At 32.2% G+C, this 23,459-nt stretch carries 22 protein-coding genes; 19 read left to right on the top strand and 3 right to left on the bottom strand.

Annotation, left to right across the window (positions count from 1 at the left end; genetic code table 11):
- Positions 1-9: 9 nt before the first annotated feature.
- Positions 10-804 (bottom strand): teichoic acids export ABC transporter ATP-binding subunit TagH, encoded by a 795-nt coding sequence (tagH, locus tag BK821_RS05625; RefSeq protein ID WP_046837094.1) that lies wholly within the window; start codon positions 802-804, stop codon positions 10-12.
- A 397-nt stretch (positions 805-1,201) separates the two neighbouring features.
- On the opposite strand from tagH, the gene BK821_RS05630 reads away from it, so the two are divergent.
- The 4 genes from BK821_RS05630 to tagD all read left to right on the top strand — a co-directional run bounded on the left by BK821_RS05630 (position 1,202) and on the right by tagD (position 4,809).
- Entirely contained in the window at positions 1,202-2,002 is an 801-nt protein-coding gene (locus tag BK821_RS05630) for an ABC transporter permease (RefSeq protein ID WP_046837095.1), read from the top strand.
- Between the two features lie 169 nt (positions 2,003-2,171).
- Positions 2,172-3,263, top strand: coding sequence for a teichoic acid glycerol-phosphate primase TarB (gene tarB, locus BK821_RS05635; protein ID WP_071331401.1), 1,092 nt, complete (start codon positions 2,172-2,174; stop codon positions 3,261-3,263).
- Positions 3,260-4,318: a glycosyltransferase family 2 protein gene (locus BK821_RS05640; RefSeq protein ID WP_046837097.1), complete on the top strand. Its 1,059-nt coding sequence runs from the start codon at positions 3,260-3,262 to the stop codon at positions 4,316-4,318. Before tarB ends, BK821_RS05640 begins: the two co-directional genes overlap by 4 nt.
- Positions 4,319-4,410: 92 nt before the next feature.
- Entirely contained in the window at positions 4,411-4,809 is a 399-nt protein-coding gene (tagD, locus tag BK821_RS05645) for a glycerol-3-phosphate cytidylyltransferase (RefSeq protein WP_046837098.1), read from the top strand.
- Between the two features lie 361 nt (positions 4,810-5,170).
- Here tagD and pbp4 read toward each other — a convergent pair whose 3' ends face one another.
- Entirely contained in the window at positions 5,171-6,463 is a 1,293-nt protein-coding gene (gene pbp4 / locus BK821_RS05650; protein ID WP_046837099.1) for a penicillin-binding protein PBP4, read from the bottom strand.
- 240 nt (positions 6,464-6,703) lie between these two features.
- Here pbp4 and BK821_RS05655 point away from each other — a divergent pair, with 240 nt between their 5' ends.
- The 12 genes from BK821_RS05655 to BK821_RS05710 all read left to right on the top strand — a co-directional run bounded on the left by BK821_RS05655 (position 6,704) and on the right by BK821_RS05710 (position 19,901).
- Positions 6,704-8,422, top strand: a complete 1,719-nt coding sequence (locus tag BK821_RS05655) for an ABC transporter ATP-binding protein (protein WP_046837100.1) — start codon at positions 6,704-6,706, stop codon at positions 8,420-8,422.
- Positions 8,423-8,804: 382 nt separating this feature from the next.
- Positions 8,805-10,034, top strand: a complete 1,230-nt coding sequence (locus tag BK821_RS05660; protein ID WP_046837101.1) for a NupC/NupG family nucleoside CNT transporter — start codon at positions 8,805-8,807, stop codon at positions 10,032-10,034.
- A 500-nt stretch (positions 10,035-10,534) separates the two neighbouring features.
- Positions 10,535-11,371: a YitT family protein gene (locus BK821_RS05665; RefSeq protein ID WP_046837102.1), complete on the top strand. Its 837-nt coding sequence runs from the start codon at positions 10,535-10,537 to the stop codon at positions 11,369-11,371.
- 343 nt (positions 11,372-11,714) lie between these two features.
- Positions 11,715-12,518 (top strand): ABC transporter ATP-binding protein, encoded by an 804-nt coding sequence (locus BK821_RS05670; protein WP_046837103.1) that lies wholly within the window; start codon positions 11,715-11,717, stop codon positions 12,516-12,518.
- A gap of 10 nt (positions 12,519-12,528) precedes the next feature.
- Positions 12,529-13,530, top strand: a complete 1,002-nt coding sequence (locus tag BK821_RS05675; RefSeq protein ID WP_046837104.1) for a FecCD family ABC transporter permease — start codon at positions 12,529-12,531, stop codon at positions 13,528-13,530.
- On the top strand, positions 13,527-14,543 hold the full coding sequence (locus BK821_RS05680; RefSeq protein WP_071331402.1) for a FecCD family ABC transporter permease: 1,017 nt from the start codon (positions 13,527-13,529) through the stop codon (positions 14,541-14,543). The genes BK821_RS05675 and BK821_RS05680 overlap by 4 nt, the downstream gene beginning before the upstream one ends.
- 156 nt (positions 14,544-14,699) lie before the next feature.
- On the top strand, positions 14,700-15,665 hold the full coding sequence (gene dhaK, locus BK821_RS05685) for a dihydroxyacetone kinase subunit DhaK (protein ID WP_046837106.1): 966 nt from the start codon (positions 14,700-14,702) through the stop codon (positions 15,663-15,665).
- A 33-nt stretch (positions 15,666-15,698) separates the two neighbouring features.
- The gene (gene dhaL, locus BK821_RS05690) at positions 15,699-16,274 is read left to right on the top strand and encodes a dihydroxyacetone kinase subunit DhaL (protein ID WP_046837107.1); all 576 of its coding nucleotides are present in this window, start codon (positions 15,699-15,701) and stop codon (positions 16,272-16,274) included.
- A gap of 2 nt (positions 16,275-16,276) precedes the next feature.
- Positions 16,277-16,639, top strand: a complete 363-nt coding sequence (gene dhaM, locus BK821_RS05695; RefSeq protein ID WP_071331403.1) for a dihydroxyacetone kinase phosphoryl donor subunit DhaM — start codon at positions 16,277-16,279, stop codon at positions 16,637-16,639.
- 199 nt (positions 16,640-16,838) lie between these two features.
- Positions 16,839-17,339: a hypothetical protein gene (locus tag BK821_RS05700; protein WP_046837109.1), complete on the top strand. Its 501-nt coding sequence runs from the start codon at positions 16,839-16,841 to the stop codon at positions 17,337-17,339.
- A 340-nt stretch (positions 17,340-17,679) separates the two neighbouring features.
- The gene (locus BK821_RS05705; protein WP_046837110.1) at positions 17,680-18,747 is read left to right on the top strand and encodes a YkvI family membrane protein; all 1,068 of its coding nucleotides are present in this window, start codon (positions 17,680-17,682) and stop codon (positions 18,745-18,747) included.
- 122 nt (positions 18,748-18,869) lie between these two features.
- The gene (locus BK821_RS05710) at positions 18,870-19,901 is read left to right on the top strand and encodes an alpha/beta hydrolase (protein WP_046837111.1); all 1,032 of its coding nucleotides are present in this window, start codon (positions 18,870-18,872) and stop codon (positions 19,899-19,901) included.
- Between the two features lie 112 nt (positions 19,902-20,013).
- Here the strand turns inward: BK821_RS05710 and BK821_RS05715 are convergent, their stop codons facing one another.
- Complete coding sequence (locus tag BK821_RS05715; RefSeq protein ID WP_046837112.1) at positions 20,014-20,520, bottom strand: GNAT family N-acetyltransferase; 507 nt, start codon at positions 20,518-20,520, stop codon at positions 20,014-20,016.
- 120 nt (positions 20,521-20,640) lie between these two features.
- Between BK821_RS05715 and BK821_RS05720 the strand changes: the two genes are divergently transcribed.
- The 3 genes from BK821_RS05720 to BK821_RS05730 are packed head-to-tail and all read left to right on the top strand — an operon-like array spanning position 20,641 to position 23,262.
- A complete protein-coding gene (locus BK821_RS05720; RefSeq protein WP_046837113.1) occupies positions 20,641-21,558 on the top strand; it encodes an NAD-dependent epimerase/dehydratase family protein in 918 nt (305 codons plus the stop codon).
- Positions 21,559-21,572: 14 nt separating this feature from the next.
- Positions 21,573-22,253: a response regulator transcription factor gene (locus BK821_RS05725; protein ID WP_046837114.1), complete on the top strand. Its 681-nt coding sequence runs from the start codon at positions 21,573-21,575 to the stop codon at positions 22,251-22,253.
- Positions 22,240-23,262: a sensor histidine kinase gene (locus tag BK821_RS05730; RefSeq protein WP_046837115.1), complete on the top strand. Its 1,023-nt coding sequence runs from the start codon at positions 22,240-22,242 to the stop codon at positions 23,260-23,262. The genes BK821_RS05725 and BK821_RS05730 overlap by 14 nt, the downstream gene beginning before the upstream one ends.
- The last annotated feature ends 197 nt before the right edge of the window (positions 23,263-23,459 follow it).

The following is a 23,459-nucleotide window of genomic DNA, read 5'->3' on the forward strand; positions in this document are numbered from 1 at the left end:
AATTTACTTTTACTTAACCACAAATCTTGAGTTATCTAACTCGCTTCTAAATTTCTTTTGTTCAGCTTTTGAACGTTTTTTGAAGTTATTCAAGAATTTTTCATACTCTGGCAATACTTCTTCTAATTCCCCGTATTGTTTGAGTTTTCCACCTTCAATCCAAGCGATTTTAGTACAGAATTCACGAACTTGTTTCATATTGTGGCTTACAAAGAAAATTGTTTTCCCTTGGGCTTTATATTCGAAAATTTTGTCTAAACATTTTTGAGCAAACGTTTGATCACCAACAGATAGCGCTTCATCAATTACTAAGATGTCAGGGTTTGTAGTAATATTAATTGAGAAACCTAATTTTGCGCGCATACCACTAGAATATTTTTTAACGGGTTGGTAAATAAATTCACCTAATTCACTGAATTCAATAACTTGTGGCGTCAATTCTTTAATTTCTTTTCTTGAGAAGCCCATACAGAGCATTTTAAATTCAATGTTTTCGACGCCAGTTAATTGACCATTTAGGCCAGCATTGATAGCGATAACGCTTACGTCACCATCACGCTGAATGTTGCCTTCAGTAGGTGATAAAGATCCACCAATCATATTGCTTAAAGTAGATTTCCCAGAGCCATTGATGCCTACAAGGCCAATGACATCGCCTTCATAAGCTTTTATGGATAGGTCATTCAAAGCGTAAAATGTTTTGTTCTTATGAAAAGGTACAATAGCATCCTTTAAACGCTCTTTATTATTACGGTAAATACGATACTCTTTAGTTACATGTTCAATGTTAACCGATACATTCATAATTTAACCTTCCTTATTTACAGTTACTTCAAGTATATTATATATTATATTAGTTGTTAAATTTATTAACCTATTGTAAAGTAAGTGAGTACAATTTAACGATTTTAACTCTTATACAGTTGTTAAATTTTACTGAATTTAGGATGTAAAATCAACTATAAAGATAAAATAAATGGAAATATAAAAAATAAAACAACTTTTATTTTGTTTTCACTAGCTTTTGTTTTCATCTTTAGTATACAGATTAATATATTCATAGCATATCTAATAGTGGAAATTTACGAAAGTAAAGAATTGTTGTTATGATAGGGAACAAGTCGTATATTAAACTTGAATGCTTTATTGTCATGAGAAAATAGTGATAAAGTCAAATCGATTGAAAGTGTGGTTTAGTTAAATGAATGCAGTTTGGGTAGTTTTGAAGGAGCATTTAAAAAATTTCTATCTTATTCAAAGGTTAGCGCAGTTCCAATTAAAAATTTCTAATACGAATAACTATTTGGGAATGGCGTGGGAATTAATTAACCCAGCATTACAAATAATGGTTTATTGGTTTGTATTTGGTTTAGGAATTAGAAATAATGGTCCAGTAGACGGCGTTCCATTTATTTATTGGTTACTTGTAGGTATTAGTATGTGGTTCTTTGTAAACCAAGGTGTTTTAGAAGGTACCAAAGCGATAGCGACGAAATATAATCAAGTGGCTAAGATGAACTTTCCACTGTCAATTATACCTTCATATATCGTTATGAGTAGGTTCTATGGGCACATTGCATTATTAGCAGTGGTCATTTTATTGTGTATGTTATCAGGTTTTTATCCAACAATATATACATTACAGTTATTGCTTTATGTGCCATTCGCTTTAATTCTCACAACAACCATAGCTTTGTTTACATCTACTTTAGGTGTATTAGTTAAAGATACACAACAGGCGATTCAGGCTTTAATGAGAATGGTATTTTTCGCATCATCTATTTTAATTGTACCACCAGAAGGTATTGTTAAAGATGTAATGCAATTAAATCCAATATACTATTTAGCAGAGGCTTATCGCTCTGCAGTGTTACATAAAGAATGGTATTTTATTACGCATTGGGAACTAACATGCTATAACTTGTGTATTATACTGCTATTATTTATGGTAGGTTCTTTCCTACACATGCGGTACAGAGATCATTTTGCAGACTTTATGTAAGAGGCATAATCAGTTACTTGGTTAGATAGATGAATGGAATTTTAAATGATTATATAGATATCCTTTAATGACTTGTGTAGAGTCGTTAAAGGATTTTTCTATAATTTTAACTATAAGATAGATATAATATAAGGAATGGAATTCATAATTCAAGTTGGCGGTGGAAATTTTGAGGCAAATAATTAAAAAACTTTATATGACTATTATTAGTTTTTTAAATTTAATTTATAGTAGAAAAAAAGTACAAGACCATCATATTGCTGTGATCATGACGTTTGCAGAAGATGTGCTACCAATTATAGAAGCATTAAATAAAAAAGGTTATCAAATTACTGTTATCAGTAAAGAAGAAAATAGAAGATATATTCAACCATTTGAAAATGCAACATTTATACCTGCAGGAAACAAACAAGTTTTCAAACATATAAAGGCCTTAAGTATAGCAAAAATAATGATTATAGATACTTATTATTTAATGTTAGGTGGTTTTAAAAAGAAAACGAATCAGACCGTTATCCAAACTTGGCATGCTGCAGGCGCATTAAAAAATTTCGGGCTGACAGATCACCAAGTTGATTTATCCAATAAACATATGGTTAATCAGTATAGAAAAGTGTATCAAGCTACAGATAACTATTTAGTTGGGGGAGATGCCATGGCCACTTGCTTTAAAAATGCTTTTGAAGCAACAGATGATCAATTCTTAAAAACAGGTTTGCCGAGACTTGTGCCTTATAGCACTATAGATATTGTAAAAAAACAACAAGAATTAAAAATTCAATATGGCATAGAGGGCAAAGTCGCGATATATGTCCCTACGTATCGAGAACATCAACAATCTAATCGTGATATTGATAAGGAGAGATTCGAATCAGAATTACCTCATTATACTTTATTGAATAAACTACATCCATCTATTGCAAGTGATGATCAAACAGAAATAGATTTACAATCTTTAATGATTATGGCAGATATCATTATTAGCGATTATAGTTCATTAGCGATAGAAGCGAGTCTGTTAAATAAACCCACATTATTTTATGTTTATGACGAACAACGGTACGAGAAAGAACGTGGTTTAAATGAATTTTATAATGACATTCCAAGTCAATATAAAGTTTATGACGAAATGCAATTAGTGGAAAAATTAAAAGAAGATTCAGTACCTTTAGTGCCATTATTTAAGTCGTGGCATGAATACAATAGTAAAGATAGTTTGGAACAAGTCGTTAATTATATAGAGAAAATGGTGAAAGTATGAAAATATCAATAATAATTCCTGTATATAATGCAGCACATACGTTGCGTAGAGCTATTGCTTCAGTAGATACCAAACATCAATACGAAATTATATGTATTAATGATGGCTCTACTGATGAGAGTGCAATGCTTCTAGAACAGTTGCAAAAAGAATATAAGAATATTGTCTGTATAAATCAAGAAAATCAAGGAGCTGCAGCAAGTAGAAATAAAGGATTATCATGTATGACCGGTGATGTATTTATGTTCTTAGATGCAGATGATGAGTTTTTACCAAGTCGTATTGATTTTATGGCAGATTATTATCAACAGGATGAGCATGTTGACATCGTTATTGGCCAAATAGCTAGAGAAAATAATGGTGAATGGCAGACCATTGCAACACACCAGGCTATACAAAAGCAAGAAAAAGTAAGTTTAGCGCAATGTCCAGAAATCATGCAGTCCATCGGTCCGGGCGGTAAAATGTTTAGTAATAAATACGTTGATATACGATTTGATGAAGACATTGTATTTTGTGAAGAACATCAGTTTATGATTCAAGCGTATAAAAAAGCAAGAGACATACAACTTTTACCGAATATTGTTTATGGTTACAATGAAGTTGAAGGCTCTGTTACCGATCAACGTGCAGAGCAATTTGAAATTTATATAAGAGATGCAATAAATGTAAGGGCACGTGTTATGGAGACTTTATTGTTGCCTGAAGAACGAATATACTATAGCTACCGTATGGATGAATTAATTGTCAGTTATTTGTTACAAGCACATTTGATGAAACACAAGGCAATTACACAACAATTATTGCAAACGGTAATCACATATATAAAAACAATGCAATCAACAGATTATTCTGGTGAGGCGCTGTTTAGAATTGTGAGTGTCCTTGAACGTGGAGGTAGCAACTGGACTAAATCACTTTACACTCAATGGAGAGAAGCGTTATTGAGCGTGGGTATAGGCAGACCTAGCTATTATCGTTTTAAAGTGGAAATATTACCGAGGCGTGCAAAATTTAGAGGAAAAATGAAATTGAAGCAGTATTTGAAACGATGAATTTTTGCAGAATTCGTAAACTTTGTATCAATATGCTATAATTTTTAAAAATGTAAAATTAAAATAAAATTTTTGTTAAGGAGTAAATAAAAATGAAACGTGTTATTACTTATGGAACGTATGATTTATTACATTACGGTCACATTGAATTATTAAGAAGAGCAAGAGAGATGGGCGATTATTTAGTCGTTGCACTTTCTACAGATGAATTTAACCGTGTTAAAAATAAGAAATCTTATTATAATTATGAACAACGAAAAATGATGTTAGAGTCTATTCGTTATGTTGACCTTGTTATTCCAGAAAGCGGATGGGGACAAAAAGAAATAGATGTTGAACGTTTTGAAATAGATAAATTTGTTATGGGCCATGATTGGGAAGGTGAGTTTGACTTCTTAAAAGATAAATGCGAAGTTACTTATTTAAATCGTACAGAAGGTATTTCTACAACTAAAATTAAAAAAGAACTTTATGGCGATTCAGAAAAATAAAGATTATTCTTTTTTGAATAGTAAAATGAGTAGCTTTAAATGAAAAATATGATATAAATCTTAAAGGTTTAGTAGACGCATGATATTCGAACTTACAGTATATCGTGCGTCTTTTTTTTTATCACATAGAATGTATAATGTATTGTTAAGTTAGAGAACGATATGAGTGAGGCATTGCACCATCAAAGTTATACTTAAACAAATAAGAATGTTCAAAATTGTGAAATTTCAAGCATAAAAAAGTACACCTCTATTTTAAATAGAGGTGTACTTTTATTTTGAAGATGATTATATATTAGCGTGTTTTGCTTGTTGTGAGACGTAGCTTATTTTAATGATGAACTAGAGTGAAGGTTTCTGTTTACTTTTTCTTTTTTCTTTTTTTAACCATATCGATGATTAAAAAAATTATAATAGCGAGTGCTGCAATGATAAACAATGTTCCTATTAATGTTAATAATGGATGCTCATCCCATGAAGATTTTACAATTGTTGTCGCTTTGTGTACAAGCGGCTTATTAACATCTACAGATGGAGGGCCATATTTACTAGAAATAAAGTCACGGTCGTATTCAATATGTACTTTACCGTCCTCTACAACAAATTTGTAATCTTTTTTGGTGAAGTCGCGTGGGAGGACATCGTAAAAGTCTTTCTCTACAAAATACGTATGACCATTAATCTTATGTTCTCCTTTAGCTAATATCTTTTGATATTTGTACTGATCAAAGGACATATTCATTAATGCATTTCCCATCATATTACGTTGTTTTTCTCCACCGAGATTATCATAATTGCCTGCTCCCATAATGGTTTGAACAATTCTAAACCCATCACGCTTAGTAGTAATTGTATGATTATAGTCTGCTTGATCACTTGAGCCAGTCTTCAAACCATCAGTCCCTTTTAGACTCATGTCTGCACCTTCAAGTGAATGGTTGAAGGTGTAATAAGTTACACCGTGTTGGGTTGGAGCAAGTTGCTTAGTGAAATATAAAATTTTAGGTGTATCTTTAATCGTGCGTTGTGCTAAAATATCGAAATCTTTTGCTGTAGATGTTGTACTATCCTCAGCTTGGTATTTCTTTGGCACGAAATCTTTCAATTGTTTATTTTCAGCACCAGTAGGGTTAACAAAGTGTGTATCTTTCATACCTATAGACTTAGCTTTCTCGTTCATCTTATCAGTAAAGTCAGAAGTATTCCCAGATACTTCATTTGCTAAAATTAAAGCAGCGGCATTACTAGAAGCTGAAACAGTAATTTGTAGCAATTCTTTAATAGTATAAGTTTCTCCAGGATATAATTTTGTATTGCTTAATTCTGGTAGGGTAGACATACGATAATGGTCATCTGTAATAGTAACTTTATCGTTTAAGGACAAATCTCCCTTTTTAATAGCTTCAAGTGTTAGGTACATCGTCATCAGCTTGGTCATTGATGCGGGATACCATTCTTTATTCATATTATATTGATAAAGAACTTGTCCCGATTGTGCAATGTTAACTGCGCCCTCAGGCTGATAGTTGTCAGATACATTATAACCATATTGATTTGCTGCTTGAGTAGGCGTTACTGTTTCGGCATCTGCAAAAGGTGTTATAATTGTACTGGCAAAGAGTGCAGTTACAATTGTCAGAACTAACTTTTTCATAATTACATTCCTTCTTACATATTCAATTTTTTGTATAATAGATTTATTTTAGCATATTGAAGTACTATTTAAAAATTTTATATCTAGCTTATGATGTATAATGTTGTGTAAAATATGTTATATATAAGTAGTAAGAATATATAATAAATATTTAAGTGGAAAATTTAATTAATATATCGTTTAACTGCTTTTTAAAGCAGAGTAAAGATTTTTGAAAATATTTTAGAAGAGGTATCAGACATGAATCAAAAAAATCCATTATTTTATTTGTTTAAAAGATTATCATGGCCGACTGGGCTTATAGTTATTGCTGTGCTCATTTCATCTTTAGGAAGTATTACAGGACTAGTCGTACCATTTTTCACGGGTAAACTTGTAGATAAGTTTTCTTTTGAAAATTTTAATTGGGGCTTTGTAGTTGCATTTATAGCAATATTTATATTGAACGCTTTATTGAGCGGTCTAGGGTTATATTTATTAAGTAAGATTGGTGAAAAAATAATATATGCGATTCGTTCGATTTTATGGAAACATATTATTCATTTGAAAATGCCATTTTTCGATCAAAATGAAAGTGGACAATTAATGAGTCGTTTAACAGACGATACTAAAGTCATTAATGAATTTATATCCCAAAAGTTACCGAACTTATTACCTTCTATTTTAACAATTATAGGTTCTTTAATTATGTTATTTGTGATGGATTGGAAAATGACATTACTGACCTTCATTACTATTCCAATTTTTGTGTTAATCATGATTCCATTAGGTAAAGTGATGCAAAATATATCTAAAAAAACTCAGGCAGAAATTGCTAATTTTAGTGGTTTGCTCGGTCGTGTATTGACAGAGATGCGTTTAGTAAAAATATCAAGTACAGAACATTTAGAGTTAGATAATGCACATAAAAACTTAAAAGAAATCTATTTTTTAGGTTTAAAACAAGCAAAAATTACTGCAATTATTCAGCCGATTTCTGGTTTGATTATGTTATTAACTATTGCTATTATATTAGGTTTTGGTGCGATTAGAATATCGACGGGTGCTATTACGGCAGGTACATTAATTGCCATGATTTTCTATGTTATTCAATTGTCTACGCCATTAATCAACTTATCGACATTAGTTACTGATTATAAAAAGGCTGTAGGAGCGAGTAGTCGTATATATGAAATTATGGAAGAGCCAACAGAACCATTATATTTAACGCAAGAAGATGTAATTAAAGATGGAGATTTAACCTTTAAAAATGTCGATTTTAAATATGATGTTAAACCTATATTAAAAGATGTATCTTTTAATATTCCACACAGTAAGGTGACTGCATTTGTAGGTCCGTCAGGGTCAGGTAAGAGTACAATATTTAATATTATTGAACGAATGTATGATATTGAAAAAGGGGATATATCTTATGGTGATAAATCGATATACGACATATCTTTAGTAGATTGGCGTGAAAAAATTGGCTATGTTATGCAATCTAACGCTTTAATGAATGGTACGATTAGAGATAATATTTTGTATGGTATTAATCGAGAGGTAACGGATGAAGCATTAATCCATTATGCACGTTTAGCGAATTGTCATGAATTTATTGAACAGTTTGACGATGGCTATGATACCCTCGTCGGCGAGAGAGGATTGAAGCTGTCAGGTGGTCAGCGTCAACGTATAGATATTGCACGAAGTTTTGTTAAAAATCCAGATATTTTATTGCTCGACGAAGCAACAGCAAATTTAGATAGTGAAAGTGAACGTAAAATTCAAGACGCATTAGAGGAATTAATGGAAAATCGTACAACCGTGGTTATTGCGCACAGACTTTCGACTATTAAAAAGGCAGAACAAATTATCTTTATAGATGGTGGAGAAGTCACTGGGAAAGGTACGCATCAAGAATTAATGGCATCACACAAAAAATATCAACAATTTGTAAATACTCAAAACTTAGCAGACTAAAAAATGGTAATTACAAATAAATAGACCATAAATGTATTCGGTTTCACCCTAAAACACGTATGTTAAATGCTTTTTTTAGGTTACTTTAGATTGTTAATCGAACTTTGAAATAGTTATTTTCACTAAAGTACATACATGCTATAATTATTGTGAATTATTCAAAGAAGCATTGGATGAGAAGTGTGGTCATTAATATTTGTAAATTATATTTATTTAAATAGATAGAAGGGTTAAGGTGCGCATATTAACTATGGTTTAGGAATGAGTTCAAGTTATTTTGGATTGACTATGTGTTTATCTTAACTTTTCTAATACATAACGACGAATTATTTTCAAAAATTCTTTGCTGTCCTTGATATAAAATAGAAATGGTGGGTGTATTATGTTTTTAGTAATTAACATAATTGGTTTATTTGTGTTCTTAGGGATTGCCGTATTGTTTTCTAGAAATAGAAAAAACATACAGTGGACATCTATTGGAATACTTGTCATTTTAAACTTATGTTTAGCGTGGTTCTTAATTTATTTTCCTTGGGGGAAAAGCGGCGTACAAGGATTAGCGAATGGTATTTCTTGGATGATTGATTCTGCACACGCAGGTACTGGATTTGCGTTTGCAAGTTGGGTTAAACCTGGTGCAATGGATATGGCAGTAAGCGCGTTATTTCCAATACTATTAGTAGTACCATTATTTGATATTTTGATGTATTTAAATATATTACCTAAAGTTATAGGCGGTATTGGTTGGGTTCTAGCAAAAATCACACGCCAACCTAAATTTGAGTCATTCTTTGGTATTGAAATGATGTTCTTAGGAAATACAGAAGCTTTAGCAGTGTCTAATGAACAGTTAAAACGTATGAAAGAAACGCGTGTATTAACTGTAGCCATGATGTCTATGAGTTCTGTATCAGGCGCAATTGTAGGTGCATACGTTTCTATGGTTCCTGGAGATTTGGTATTAACTGCGATTCCATTAAATATTATTAATGCTATTATCATAACTTCGATATTAAATCCTGTTACATTAAAGGAAAAAGAAGATATTATTTATAGTATTCAAAATAATGAAGTAGAGCGTCAGCCGTTCTTCTCATTCTTGGGAGACTCAGTACTAAATGCAGGTAAATTAATTTTAATTATTGTTGCATTTGTTATTAGTTTTGTAGCATTATCTGATTTAATCGATCGAATCATTAACTTAATTACAAGTATTGCAGCTGGTTGGATAGGAATCAAAGGAAGTTTTGGTTTAGATCAAATCTTAGGTGTATTCATGTATCCATTTGCTTTATTGTTAGGTTTACCGTGGGATGAAGCGTGGATAGTTGCTCAACAAATGGCTAAGAAAATCGTTACAAACGAATTTGTAGTAATGGGTCAAATTAAAGATGTAATTGATTCTTATTCGCCTCATAGACGTGCAGTACTGACGACATTCTTAATTTCGTTCGCAAACTTCTCTACAATAGGAATGATTGTTGGAACATTAAAAGGCATAGTTGATAAAAAAACTTCGGACTTCGTATCTCAATATGTTCCAATGTTACTGTTATCAGGTATTCTTGTATCATTAATGACAGCTGGTTTTGTAGGATTATTTGCTTGGTAACTAGAAATAATAGAATTATAAAAAACTGGTGTGGACCTTAATGAGGTTCTACATCAGTTTTTTATTACAATGAATGTGTATGTTATATATTGAGGTAAATTTTTAAAAGACAAAAATAAAGCCAAGTGAATGAAGTGAGGAGACACATTCATCATTACTTGGCTTTTACGGGAAATGAATTAATTGTATATTAGTAGTAAGGACTAGGTACTATTAATATACTCGAGCAAAAATTGTTTTGTTTGTTACTATAAACAACACAAAGGAGATGGCTTCTTATTGGCTATCAATAAGAAGATAAATTTTATTATAGCAAAGTAGTTTGTATAAGTAAATCGAAAATTCAGAATTTTTAAAAATTAAATTCGGTCGCTAATTAAGGGGCAATACATTCAATTTTATAGAAAAATAGATAATCATTTATTCATAATGATATTGTGGTATGTGTTGATATTTGCTAACATTCAATTGATTGAACCAAATAAAAGGAGGTTGTGTAGGTGAATAAAACAGCGCGTGATTTAATATTAATTGTTTTCGGATCGTTTGTATTCTCAGCAGGCGTAAATACATTTATTATATCTGCTGATTTAGGTGAAGGAGGCGTGACTGGTTTAGCAATTGTACTTTACTATGCCTTTCACATTTCTCCAAGTATCACTAACTTCGTATTAAATGCCGTACTTATTGCTTTAGGCTATAAGTTTTTGAGTAAGCGAAGTATGTACTTAACAATTGTTGCGACTATATTAATATCAGTATTTCTAGAGGTGACTGAAAGTTGGCATATTGAAACTGGAAATTTACTAGTCAATGCAGTTTTTGGTGGCTCGTGTGTTGGTCTAGGAATTGGTGTTATCGTACTAGCGGGTGGTACAACTGCAGGTACTACGATCTTAGCGAAAATAGCTAATAAATACTTAGATGTCAGCACGCCATATGCTTTATTGTTTTTTGATTTAATTGTAGTAGTTATTTCTTTAACGGTGATACCTATTGCCAGTGCCTTAGTCACAGTAATCTCATTATATATTGGCACAAAAGTAATGGATTACGTTATTGAAGGTTTAAATACGAAAAAAGCAATGACCATTATTTCAAGTAAACCTGATGAAATTGCGAAGGTTATTGATGAACAGGTTGGACGTGGACTTACTATACTCAATGGTAGGGGCTATTTTTCAAAACAAGAGAAAGACATACTTTATGTCGTTATTACAAAGACCCAAGTCACAAAGGCCAAACGTTTAATTAGAAAAATAGATGATGATGCCTTTTTAGTCATTCATGATGTACGCGATGTATATGGTAATGGTTTTTTAATAGATGAACACTAATTTAATTACGATGTACAAATAATTTGCGATGCCTTGTCTTTTGGTTTTTTTACCAAGAAACAAGGCTTTTTTAAAACAAAATAATCTTTGGCATCATAATATGATCATTCTACGACTCAAAATTATAATTCACTAGATTTTCCTTCTGGGCATAGTAACTGTAATTAATAATTATAGTAATAATATTTGATAGTCAATATTAGTAAAAAATGATATAATGACACCTGTGATAATGATTATCATTTACAAAAATTAATTGAAAATAAAATAAATATATTGTCGTAAATCATAAAATGAAATTATAGATAAAGAATTATGCTTATTATAAGGAAGAAGGGAACTTATGAACCGTTTATTAGGAGAGCAAGTTACTATAGGTTATGGAGATAATGTCATTGTAGATAATTTAGATATTCATATTCCTGATGGGAAAATCACTTCAATAATTGGGCCTAACGGTTGTGGGAAATCAACGTTATTAAAAGCGTTGTCGCGTTTATTGCCAATTAAAGATGGTCAAATAAAATTAGATGGTGAAAGTTTGCATGCGCAATCTACAAAAGATGTAGCTAAAAAAATTGCAATTTTACCGCAATCCCCAGAGGTTGCAGATGGATTGACAGTCGGAGAATTAGTTTCATATGGTCGTTTTCCACATCAAAAAGGTTTTGGTCGATTGTCTGCTGAAGATAAAAAGGAAATCGATTGGGCTATGACAGTTACGGGAACTTATGATTTTAAACATCGTCCAATTAATGATTTGAGTGGGGGGCAACGTCAAAGAGTATGGATTGCTATGGCACTAGCGCAACGTACAGATATCATTTTCTTAGACGAGCCTACTACGTATTTAGATATATCTCATCAATTAGAAATTTTAGAATTAATTACTCAGCTAAACCGTGAACAAGATTGTACAATTATTATGGTGTTACATGATATCAATCAAGCGGTACGTTTCTCAGATCACTTAATTACTATGAAAGATGGGGATATCGTTGCTCATGGAGATACTGAAGCAGTTTTAACTAAAGAAAATTTAGAAAAAGTATTTAACATTGATGTTGAAATTAGTACGGATCCTAGAACGGGAAAACCTATGTTAGTGACATATGATTTATGTAGAAAGAGCTATACAGAGGTTTAGGAGTTAATTTATGATGACAAAGAGAAAAGGGAAACTAAACTTTACGACAACACTACTTGTGAGTGTTGTCTTATTATTAATTGCACTTACTGTGTCTATTTTATTGGGTGATGCCAAGATTCATATAACTACAATCTTTGATGCGGTATTCAATTATGATTCAAAAAACCAACAGCACAATATTATTAGTGAAATACGAATTCCTAGAGATATAGGTGCAATATTAGTAGGAGTTGCATTGGCTACCTCAGGAGCTGTGATTCAAGGTGTTACTAAAAATGGGTTAGCAGACCCAAGTTTAATTGGCTTGAACTCTGGAGCTTCATTTATGCTTGCACTCACTTTTGCACTATACCCTTCTGCGCCTTTTTTAGTACTGATGTTTGCTGGTTTTATAGGCGCGTTGTTAGGTGGTTTTATCGTATTAATGATAGGAAAGTCAAGAAGTGATGGTTTTAATCCTATGCGCATAATTCTTGCTGGTGCAGCAGTCAGTGCATTATTAACTGCATTAAGCCAAGGTGTCGCGCTTTTATTTAGATTAAATCAAAGTCTTACTTTTTGGAGTGCTGGTGGTGTTTCTGGTACAACGTGGGGTCAACTAATTTGGGCCGCCCCATTTATTATTATTTCACTAGTTGTACTTATTATTATGAGTAAGCAATTAACCATCTTGAATTTAGGAGAAACTCTAGCAAGAGGGTTAGGGCAAAATGTAGCTTTCACTAGAGGTATCACGTTGGTCTTATCTATGGTACTTGCTGGTATAGCAGTCGCTATGGTTGGACAAATTGCATTCGTTGGACTAATGGTTCCACATATCGTCCGTTATTTAGTAGGTACAGATTACGCACGTGTTGTTCCATTAACAGCTGTTGTCGGTGGTCTGTTAATGCTTGTGGCAGATACTGTTGCGCGTATGTTAGGTGAAGCGCCAGTAGGAGCAATCATTTCATTTATAGGCGTACCTTATTTCTTATATTTAGTTAAAAGAGGAGGTCGCTTCTCATGATAAATCCAAAACTTAGATATAAACAATGGATAACAATGGTTATTTTATGTGTACTCGTCTTGCTTGCTTGTGCATGGAGTATGACCTCAGGAGAATATAAAATGTCGATAGGCACTTTCTTTAAGACGTTGATAGGTCAGGGAGCGTATACAGATACACTTATTTTGATGGAATTTAGACTACCACGCATGATAATTACTATTTTGGCAGGTGCAGCACTAGCTATGAGCGGTGCGGTGATACAAAGTGTTACAAGAAATCCATTAGCAGAACCAGGTATTTTGGGAATAAATGCAGGTAGTGGTTTCGTTATAGCCTTATTTATTGTTGTTGGTCAAGTTAATGCGGATAATTTTGTGTATATCCTGCCTTTTGTAAGTATGATTGGCGGCATATTAACAGCGTTGATTATCTTTTCTTTTAGTTATAATAAAGGAGAAGGTATTACACCTGCGAGCATGGTACTTGTGGGTGTAGGGATGGCTGCAGCACTTAGTGGTGGTTCATTGACTTTAATGTCTAAATTTGATGAAGACCAATCCGAATTTATTGCCTCATGGTTTGCTGGTAACATATGGGGGGATGAATGGACATTTGTTATCGCATTCTTACCATGGGTTATTATTTTAATTCCATTCTTATTGTTTAAATCCAATGTGCTAAATTTGTTGAGTACGCATCAATATATTGCTCAAGGTGTAGGCGTGAAAATTGGCAAAGAACGTATTATTCTGCTCTTGGTGGCAGTGATTTTATCGTCAGCAGCTGTATCAGTTGCTGGGGCAATAGGGTTCATTGGTTTGATGGGACCGCATATCGCTAAATCTATTGTTGGCCCGAGGCATCAACTGTTTTTAACTATATCTATATTGATAGGTGCGTTTTTATTAGTATTAGCAGATACGATTGGGAAAGTTATTTTACAACCTTCTGGAGTACCTGCAGGAATCGTAGTTGCGATTATTGGCGCGCCGTATTTCTTATATTTGATGTATAAAACGAAATCAGTATAAATGATTGATAATGAGGATGTATACCATGAAAGTGGTTTACATCCTTTTCTTATACTTTGTAAATGAATATTAAATAGATTTCTTCCTTGGTGTTAGCGTTTACATTTGTGAGTGGGGTATAATGTAAGAGAACAATGATAACAGGAGGCTAACTTTATGAAAAAATTAATTAAAGAAAAGACGTCCTTCTTAACTGATATGTTAGAAGGACTTTCAAGAATGAATACTCAAATTGAAGTCATTGCAGATACTGTTGTTGTAAGAAAAGAGAAGAAAAAACAAGGTGTCGCTATTGTATCTGGAGGTGGGAGCGGGCATGAGCCGGCACATGCTGGATACGTGGCGGATGGTATGTTAGATGCTGCCGTATGTGGTGAAGTCTTTACATCACCAACACCTGATAAAATACTAAGTGCAATTAAAGCTGTAGATAATGGTAATGGTGTGCTACTCGTAGTGAAAAACTATGCCGGTGACGTTATGAATTTTGAAATGGCACAAGAGATGGCAGAAATGGAAGATATTCAAGTGGCCACAGTTATTGTTAAAGATGATATTGCAGTGAGTGATGAAGATAAAAGAAGAGGGGTTGCAGGGACTGTCTTAGTACACAAGTATGCTGGACATTTGGCTGACCAAGGGGAGAACTTAGATAATATAAAAGAGAAGGTAGAACAATTTATATCTGAAATTAAAACAATTGGAATGGCAATAACTGCACCTATGGTACCTACTACAGGACAATATGGTTTTGATATTGAGAGTGATGAAATAGAGATTGGCGTCGGTATTCATGGTGAAAAGGGATTATCTAGAGAAAAAATAGTGCCAGTAGATCAAATCGTGGAACGGTTAATTTCGGAATTAATGAAAGAAGTTGAAGCAAAGCAACTTATAGTTATGGTCAATGGAATGGGGGCTACACCATTATCAGAATTGAACATAGTAACGAAGTATGTAAATGATAACTTGAGTCAACGGGATATTGAAGTTAAACATTGGTTGGTTGGCGATTATATGACTGCGCTTGATATGCAAGGTTTTTCATTAACTTTTATACCATATAACGAAGCTGTATTAACGGCACTGTCAGAACCGACGGAAAGTTCGTACTTTAATTAAGGCATATAACATTGTAAAAAGGAGCGAATAAATATGAATGTTGTCGAATTGAAAGATAGATTACTTAATTTAGTAGAAATATTTGAAGAAAAAGAAGGTTTATTGACTGAATTAGATCGTGCGATTGGTGATGGTGATCACGGAGTAAATATGGTTAGAGGCTTTAAAGCACTGCCAGATAATATTGATGATAGTTCTATGCAGAGTTTGTTAAAATCTACAGGTATGACATTAATGTCAAATATTGGTGGTGCCTCAGGACCATTATACGGATTTAGTTTTGTTAAGATGTCTCAAGTAGTAGAAGATGACATCAACGATAAGAACTTAAAAACTATATTAAATACTTTTGCGGAGGCTATTGCTCAAAGAGGAAAAGTAGAGTTAAATGAAAAAACGATGTACGATGTAATTAAGCGTGCAAGTGAAGCAGCAGAAAATGACGAAAAGTTAACAGAAGAAGTTTTACAATCGTATGCAGATTTAACGAAAGATATAGAAGCAACTAAAGGAAGAGCTTCCTACTTTAAAGAAGCATCTATTGGTCATATTGACCCAGGTGCACAAAGTAGTGTTTATATTTTAAATGCATTGATTGGAGATGAATAGTTATGACGACAATTGTAATAGTTAGCCACAGTAAAGATATCGCAAATGGAACAAAAGATTTATTGAATCAAATGGCAAATGGAGTGCATGTGATTGCACAAGGTGGTGTCGAGGGTAACATCGGCACTTCATATGATCATATTCAAACTTTAGTCAATGAGTTAGAGGACGATGCACTTTGTTTTTACGATATTGGTTCCGCAGAGATGAATTTAGATTTAGCTATTGAAATGTATACAGGAAATTATCAAATAGAAAAAGTGAATGCCCCGATTGTCGAAGGCAGTTTTACAGCAGCTGTAAAATTATCTGTCGGTGGATCGATTGAAGATGCTATTGCGGATTTAAATAAAACCTTTGGTTAATTATGATTAGTATATATGTCTAAATAATTTGGAAAAGGTTGTTTTTGTTCTAGTTCATTTAAGGTAGTGTTCTTGTATCTAGTGATCAAACTTAAGTTAATATAGTGAATAGCTTCTTTTTTAAATGAATAAATAGTTATATTATGGTAAAATAGAAGCTAACTATTATAGAAATCTGGAGACTTAGGAGGACATTGCCATGAAAGAGTTAATTAAAAAGCATGTCTTAAACGGCGAATTTGAGTCAGTTAAACGTTTGATGTCCGAAGCAGATTTTATGGAATTTGAAGAAGCTTATATTTCTAGTGCACATGAAGTGGAAAGTATCATGTTTTATACATGTATCTTAGATATGATGAAAATAGAAGAGACTGCAGAAATGCATGATTTAGCTTTTCTATTATTAGTTTATCCTCTTAGTGAACTACAAGGGGCTTTAGATTCTGCTTTTTATCATGCAGAGTCATCCATAAAACTTACTGATGGCAAAGAAGTGAAAAGTTTATTACAAATGTTATTGTTACACGCAATTCCTGAACCAGTTATTTCTGATAAAAAAGCATTCGATGTTTCTCGTCAAATACTTAAATTAGATCCGTCTAATAGCGTTGCGCGTAACGTACTTAAAGAAACTGCTAAACGTATGGATAATGTAGTGGTAGATTTCAATGAACTTAATCGATTTAAAAATGCACATTAATGTACGATATACTTTAATTGAAAGATTATTATTGGACTTTGACGTGATGAATAAAAACCAGAGAACTCGCTTAAATATATGCGTTCTCTGGTTTTTTATTTAAAAAAACCTGGTATAGTTATTGTTAAATTTTTCTAAAGTAAAAATTAAATTTAAAAAATAGAATTATGTTTATTAAAATATAATCAAAAAGCTATTGGGTGACCAAAGATTTTTTAATTTTAAATTGGTAAGTAGTGTATTGATTTTTTTTTGTAATTTTATATTTTACTATGTTGCAAAATATATTTATTGAGTTATAATAACTCAATGTGTTAACAATAAGGAGGTTTTTTAGTAGATGGGGCTGAATAAAGAAGCTATAAAAATTGGTTTTGCTTATGTTGGCATCGTTGTAGGTGCTGGTTTTTCTACTGGTCAGGAAGTCATGCAATTCTTTACACCATTTGGTTTATGGTCTTACATAGGTGTTATACTTTCTGGTTTGATTTTAGGATTTATTGGAAGACAAGTTGCTAAAATAGGAACAGCATTTGATGCACAAAATCATGAATCAACATTAGATTACTTATTTGGTGGTGTATTTAGTAAAATTATAGATTACTTACTAATCTTTTTCTTATTTGGTATCTCGGTGACAATGATTGCTGGTGCTGGTGCAACTTTTGAAGAAAGTTTTAGTGTACCTACTTGGTTGGGTGCCTTAATTATGGTAATTGCAATATATATCACGCTATTAATGGATTTTAATAAAATTGTCCGTGCATTAGGTGTGGTGACGCCATTTTTAATTATTTTGGTAGTAACCATCGCAATATATTATTTATTTAATGGAAGCATTTCATTCGATAAAGTAAACCAAACAATGCCAGAAACGAGTATTTGGAAAGGTATTATGTATGGTATTAATTATGGTGGCTTAGCGTTTGCAGTTGGTTTTAGTACGATAGTTGCTATAGGCGGAGATGCTTCTAAACGTAAAATTTCGGGTTCAGGTGCATTATTTGGTGGTGTTGTTTATACTGTTTTACTTGCACTCATCAATTTTGCATTACAAGCAGAATATCCCAAAATTAAAGATGTCTCTATTCCGACATTAACTTTAGCGAATAATATCACTCCATGGTTAGGGTTAGTATTATCAATCATTATGTTAGCAGTAATGTACAATACAATTCTTGGACTCATGTATTCATTTTCAGCAAGGTTTACAGAGCCATACAGTAAAAAATATCATATATTGATAGTTGTTATGTCATTAGTAGCATATGGTTTGAGTTTTGTTGGTTTCGCTGGCCTAATTAATTTCTTATATCCAATTATGGGTGTGATAGGACTAATTGTAGTTGTTGCAGTACTTATTAAATATTATTTTAGAAAGAGTCAAAATAAAAAGCATATTGCTTAATTAAATAAATCTCAGCCACTTAAAAAATAGGCTGGGGTTTTGTTTATATAACGATAGTATTTACATTTACTACAGTGTCATTATAAATTATGTTACAATGCATCCGAAAGGAAAGGTAAGGCATGAAGAAAAAACACAAATGGACCATTATTACGCTTTTTATATTTGTAATTGTTGCAGTTGTTACTGCAGTGTTGTTGAAGCAACAATTTGATCGACAACATGCACAAGAAGTAAGAGAAAAGGTACAAATCAACAATAAAAATGTAAACGCATTTACAAATATTACTTATAGTAGCGGGTTACCAAATAGTAGATTAGATATATTAACACCGACTGAATTAGAAAGAGATAACAAATTACCTGTTATCTTTTGGATGCATGGTGGGGGCTACATCGCTGGCGATAAACAATATAAAAACCCATTACTCTCCAAAATTGCTGAACAAGGATATATAGTGGTAAATGTAAACTATGCCCTTGCGCCTGACAATAAATACCCAACTCAATTAAATCAGATTGATCGAGCAGTACAGTTTATTAAAAAGAATCAACATGAATTACCTATTGATTTTAATCAGGTTGTGTTTGGTGGGGATTCGGCCGGAGCACAATTGTCTAGCCAGTATACAGCAATCCAAACTAACAAATCTTTACGAGATGATATGAAATTTAAACAACAGTTTAAACCAAATCAAATTAAAGCGGCTATTTTTTATGGTGGTTTTTATGATATGAAAACAGTGAAAGCTACAGAATTTCCTAGAATACAGCTTTTCATGGAAAGTTATACAGGTAAGCGAGACTGGGAACAACAATTTAAATATATAAGTGAAATGTCTACAATAAACCAAGTTACAAAAGATTACCCTCCTACATTTTTATCGGTGGGCGATGCTGATCCATTTTATAGTCAAAATATAGCATTTTATAAGAAGTTAAAATCTAAAGATGTACCTACTGATAAATTATTTTATGATGGTTCGCACCAATTGAGGCATCAGTACCAATTTCATATGAATAAACCAGAATCACAACAAAATATGAAAGATACATTGAGGTTCTTAAGTAGGAATACAAGTGCTTCAGGTGTAGAAACAGAATTAAAATCTGGGGAATCAAATCCAAATGGCATCGAATTAAATCCGTATTAAAAATAAAAACTTAACAATAAAAGCCAAATAACAATATTGTTATTTGGCTTTTATTGCTTTTATTATTAGAATAATAATAAAGAAACGTTTACTTCATGATCTAAGAGGTAGATTATAATAATAATTTAGATAAAACATATTTGTTGTAATAGCGACCATCAATATAAAGTTTATCTCTTAACTCGCCTTCTAGTTGATATCCTGCGGATTTGAATAAGTCGACGGCAGTTGCATTTTCCGGTACTACTGAGACTTCGATGCGACGGATTTCATGGTTTAAACACCATGCTTCTATAGAATTAATTAATGCTTGCCCTAATCCTTTTTCTCTGTAGTGCTTAATTACGCCCATTGAAAAGTTGGCTTCGTGACGTGCACGTTCTAAATTTTCTGTAGTAACAGTCGCGAAACCAACAAGCTCGTTATTATTTTCAGCTACGTAAATGGCGTTGGAAGGCGATGTTATGAAATGTTCCAAATGAGATATGGCATCTGTAGTAGATGGTGCATATTCACCAGGATTATATATCAAATAGTCAGATTCATCATAAATTGTAGTTAATAATTTTATGAAAGCATCTATATCATTGATACTAATTTCTCGAATTTGATGAACCATAAGTGTCCACTCCTCATTTCTAATTTGCTAATGCGCAATTATAGTATAACTTAACATCATTAGCATGATTTTACTAGACAATAATAAAATTGAGGTAAACTAATATCAGGAGGTAAGACTATGAAACCTAATATTTTATTGGCAGGTGTAACAGGTTATATAGGCAAGCATCTTATTCAATTTATCAATTCAGAGGCAAAGCTATTTACAATGTCTAAATACCCAAAAGAAGATGATTTTAAAGATATAACATGGTTAAAGAAAGATATTTTTAATTATAATGACGTGTTAGAATCAATGGAAACAATGGATATAGCTATTTTCTATTTAGATCCTACGAAACATTCAGCCAAACTTACTCAAGCTACTGCTAGAGATATGAATCTTATTGCTGCAGATAACTTTGGGCGCGCTGCTGCTAAACAAGGTGTGAGTAAAATGATTTACATTAGTGGTGGGCGATTTGATGATGAAACGGTACAACGCTTATCTGCATATGGTGTACCAGTAGAAAAAACAGAAGCAAAAGTACCACGTCCGCATGTGGCTGTAGAACTTCAAGTTTCAAAATATGATGATGTACGTAGTGCATTAAGTATGCAATTACCAATGAATTGGTCACTTAACCAAATGGTAGACTATTACATGAGTTGGTTAAATGAAACAAATGGCACATTGTTACATACTTACAGGGACGATAATAATTATATGATATATATTAAAGATAAAAGTAAGCCATTACTTGTGCTGCACAAAGCGTATACAGAAGAAGATATAATTACATTACATCTAGTGGGTGGTACCTTAGTTAAACCAAATTTAAAGAAACAAGGTAAACTAGAATTTCGAAAGTTACAAGGTACGCAAACAGTTATCGTTCATTTATATGACTATATACCTAAATTAATATGGCCTATATATTATTTAATCCAATCGCCATTTCAAGGTTTAATGATGAGAGGCTTTGAAATAGATTGTCGTATTAAACATTTTAATGGTCGTATTCAGTCAGGTGAAGATATAAAATACACAAAATAAAAAGAGGTGGAATTGTGAACATTTTATTAGTAGAGGATGATATGTCATTATTTAAGGAGTTAAGTGAAGAACTTGAACAATGGGATTTTCAAGTTAATGGCATCGATGATTTTAATGACGTATTGACGCAATTTAAAGAAGTGAATCCTGCTATTGTAATTATGGATGTCAAATTACCTAAATACGATGGCTTCTATTGGACTCGAAAAATAAGAGAAATTTCCAATACGCCGATTTTGTTTTTATCATCTCGAGATAATCCTATGGATCAAGTAATGAGCATGGAATTGGGTGCAGATGACTATGTACAAAAGCCTTTTAATACAAGTGTGCTTATAGCTAAACTTCAAGCTGTCTATAGAAGAGTGTATCAATTTAGTATAGAAGAAAAACGTGTATTATCTTGGTTAGAGGCAACACTTGATTTGTCTAAAGATAGTATAACTAAAGAGGATAAGGTAATTTATTTATCTAAAACTGAAATGATTATTTTAGAAATGTTAGTAAAAAAACAAGGTGAAATTGTAACGAGAGACACATTAATTACAGCGTTATGGGATGATGAAGCCTTCGTAAGTGATAATACACTTACAGTAAATGTGAATCGTTTGAGAAAAAAATTGGCAGATATTGATATGAAAGATGCCATTGAAACGAAGATAGGTAAAGGATACATGGCGCATGATACATTTTAAATGGATTTTTAAGTTTATCCAGTCACGTATAAATTGGATATTATGGCTGATTGTATTACATCTTATAGTTTTAGGTATTGCATATATAGATGTTGATATAAGTGTGAACAGTATTTTATATATCATAGTATTAAATCTTGGATTATCAGTTGTCTTTCTGATTTTTACTTATATTAAAGAAATAAGGTTTTATTTACATTTGGAAAATAATATAGAGCCTGAAGCACTTAAACATAAAGCATTAGCTGATACACCATTTCAAAAGGAAATTGTCGATTATTTATATCAAAAAATTACAGACCAAAAAATGGTTGTCACTGAGCAAAAGAAACAAATTCGTTCAACTGAGGTTTCGCTCACTGATTTTGTACACGATATTAAAACACCAGTGACAGCTTTAAAATTAATGATTGAAAAAGAACAAGATATAGAAAGAAAACGGGCTCTTCTTTTTGAATGGTCACGCATTAACGATATGTTAGACAGACAACTTTATTTAACAAAGTTAGAGTCACGAAATAATGATGTATTTTTTGAATACGTTGATTTAAAAAGATTGGTTATAGAAGAGATACAAATCACACGATATATTAGTCAGGCTAAAGGTATTGATTATGATCTTAATTTTGAAAATGAGTATAAAGTATATACAGATAGTAAATGGTCTCGAATGATGATTAGGCAAATATTATCTAATGCTATCAAATATAGCAATGAAGGGACAATTCATATTCAAAGCTTTAATGATCATAATCATGTGACATTAGTTATTAAAGATGAAGGTAGGGGGATAAGTAAGAAAGACTTACCTAGAATTTATGATAAAGGTTTTACCTCTACAGGCTTTCGAAATGAGACTACATCTTCGGGCATCGGTTTGTATCTTGTAAATAATGTTAAAAATAGTTTAGGTATACAGGTAGATATTAGTTCTCACGAGCTAGAAGGAACAGAAGTTAAATTTATGTTTCCTAATCAAAACGAAATAATAGAAAGATTATCGCAATAACTTTGGAAGTCATTTTGTATTCCAAAGTTTTTTTGTGGGTTAACATTATGGCTTTATCATAGTAGAAAAATAAGCAATGACAACAATATAAGCAGTAACAAAATTACTAGTTGAATCATTATAATAAATATGCAATTATATGTAGTGTGTTATTGTTTTGTAATAGAAATGGAAATGCGTACAATTTAATAATGAAC

This window comes from Staphylococcus sp. LCT-H4 (genome assembly GCF_001866145.1).
GTDB lineage: Bacteria > Bacillota > Bacilli > Staphylococcales > Staphylococcaceae > Staphylococcus > Staphylococcus succinus.

Coding starts and splice junctions, on each gene's coding strand:
- BK821_RS05710 (WP_046837111.1), top strand. CDS start 18,870: ATGAAGAAAAAACACAAATGGACCATTATTACGCTTTTTATATTTGTA.
- BK821_RS05630 (WP_046837095.1), top strand. CDS start 1,202: ATGAATGCAGTTTGGGTAGTTTTGAAGGAGCATTTAAAAAATTTCTAT.
- pbp4 (WP_046837099.1), bottom strand. CDS start 6,463: ATGAAAAAGTTAGTTCTGACAATTGTAACTGCACTCTTTGCCAGTACA.
- BK821_RS05720 (WP_046837113.1), top strand. CDS start 20,641: ATGAAACCTAATATTTTATTGGCAGGTGTAACAGGTTATATAGGCAAG.
- dhaL (WP_046837107.1), top strand. CDS start 15,699: ATGAATGTTGTCGAATTGAAAGATAGATTACTTAATTTAGTAGAAATA.
- BK821_RS05660 (WP_046837101.1), top strand. CDS start 8,805: ATGTTTTTAGTAATTAACATAATTGGTTTATTTGTGTTCTTAGGGATT.
- BK821_RS05700 (WP_046837109.1), top strand. CDS start 16,839: ATGAAAGAGTTAATTAAAAAGCATGTCTTAAACGGCGAATTTGAGTCA.
- BK821_RS05715 (WP_046837112.1), bottom strand. CDS start 20,520: ATGGTTCATCAAATTCGAGAAATTAGTATCAATGATATAGATGCTTTC.
- dhaM (WP_071331403.1), top strand. CDS start 16,277: ATGACGACAATTGTAATAGTTAGCCACAGTAAAGATATCGCAAATGGA.
- BK821_RS05680 (WP_071331402.1), top strand. CDS start 13,527: ATGATAAATCCAAAACTTAGATATAAACAATGGATAACAATGGTTATT.
- BK821_RS05670 (WP_046837103.1), top strand. CDS start 11,715: ATGAACCGTTTATTAGGAGAGCAAGTTACTATAGGTTATGGAGATAAT.
- tagH (WP_046837094.1), bottom strand. CDS start 804: ATGAATGTATCGGTTAACATTGAACATGTAACTAAAGAGTATCGTATT.
- BK821_RS05655 (WP_046837100.1), top strand. CDS start 6,704: ATGAATCAAAAAAATCCATTATTTTATTTGTTTAAAAGATTATCATGG.
- BK821_RS05730 (WP_046837115.1), top strand. CDS start 22,240: ATGATACATTTTAAATGGATTTTTAAGTTTATCCAGTCACGTATAAAT.
- tagD (WP_046837098.1), top strand. CDS start 4,411: ATGAAACGTGTTATTACTTATGGAACGTATGATTTATTACATTACGGT.
- BK821_RS05705 (WP_046837110.1), top strand. CDS start 17,680: ATGGGGCTGAATAAAGAAGCTATAAAAATTGGTTTTGCTTATGTTGGC.
- BK821_RS05675 (WP_046837104.1), top strand. CDS start 12,529: ATGATGACAAAGAGAAAAGGGAAACTAAACTTTACGACAACACTACTT.
- dhaK (WP_046837106.1), top strand. CDS start 14,700: ATGAAAAAATTAATTAAAGAAAAGACGTCCTTCTTAACTGATATGTTA.
- BK821_RS05640 (WP_046837097.1), top strand. CDS start 3,260: ATGAAAATATCAATAATAATTCCTGTATATAATGCAGCACATACGTTG.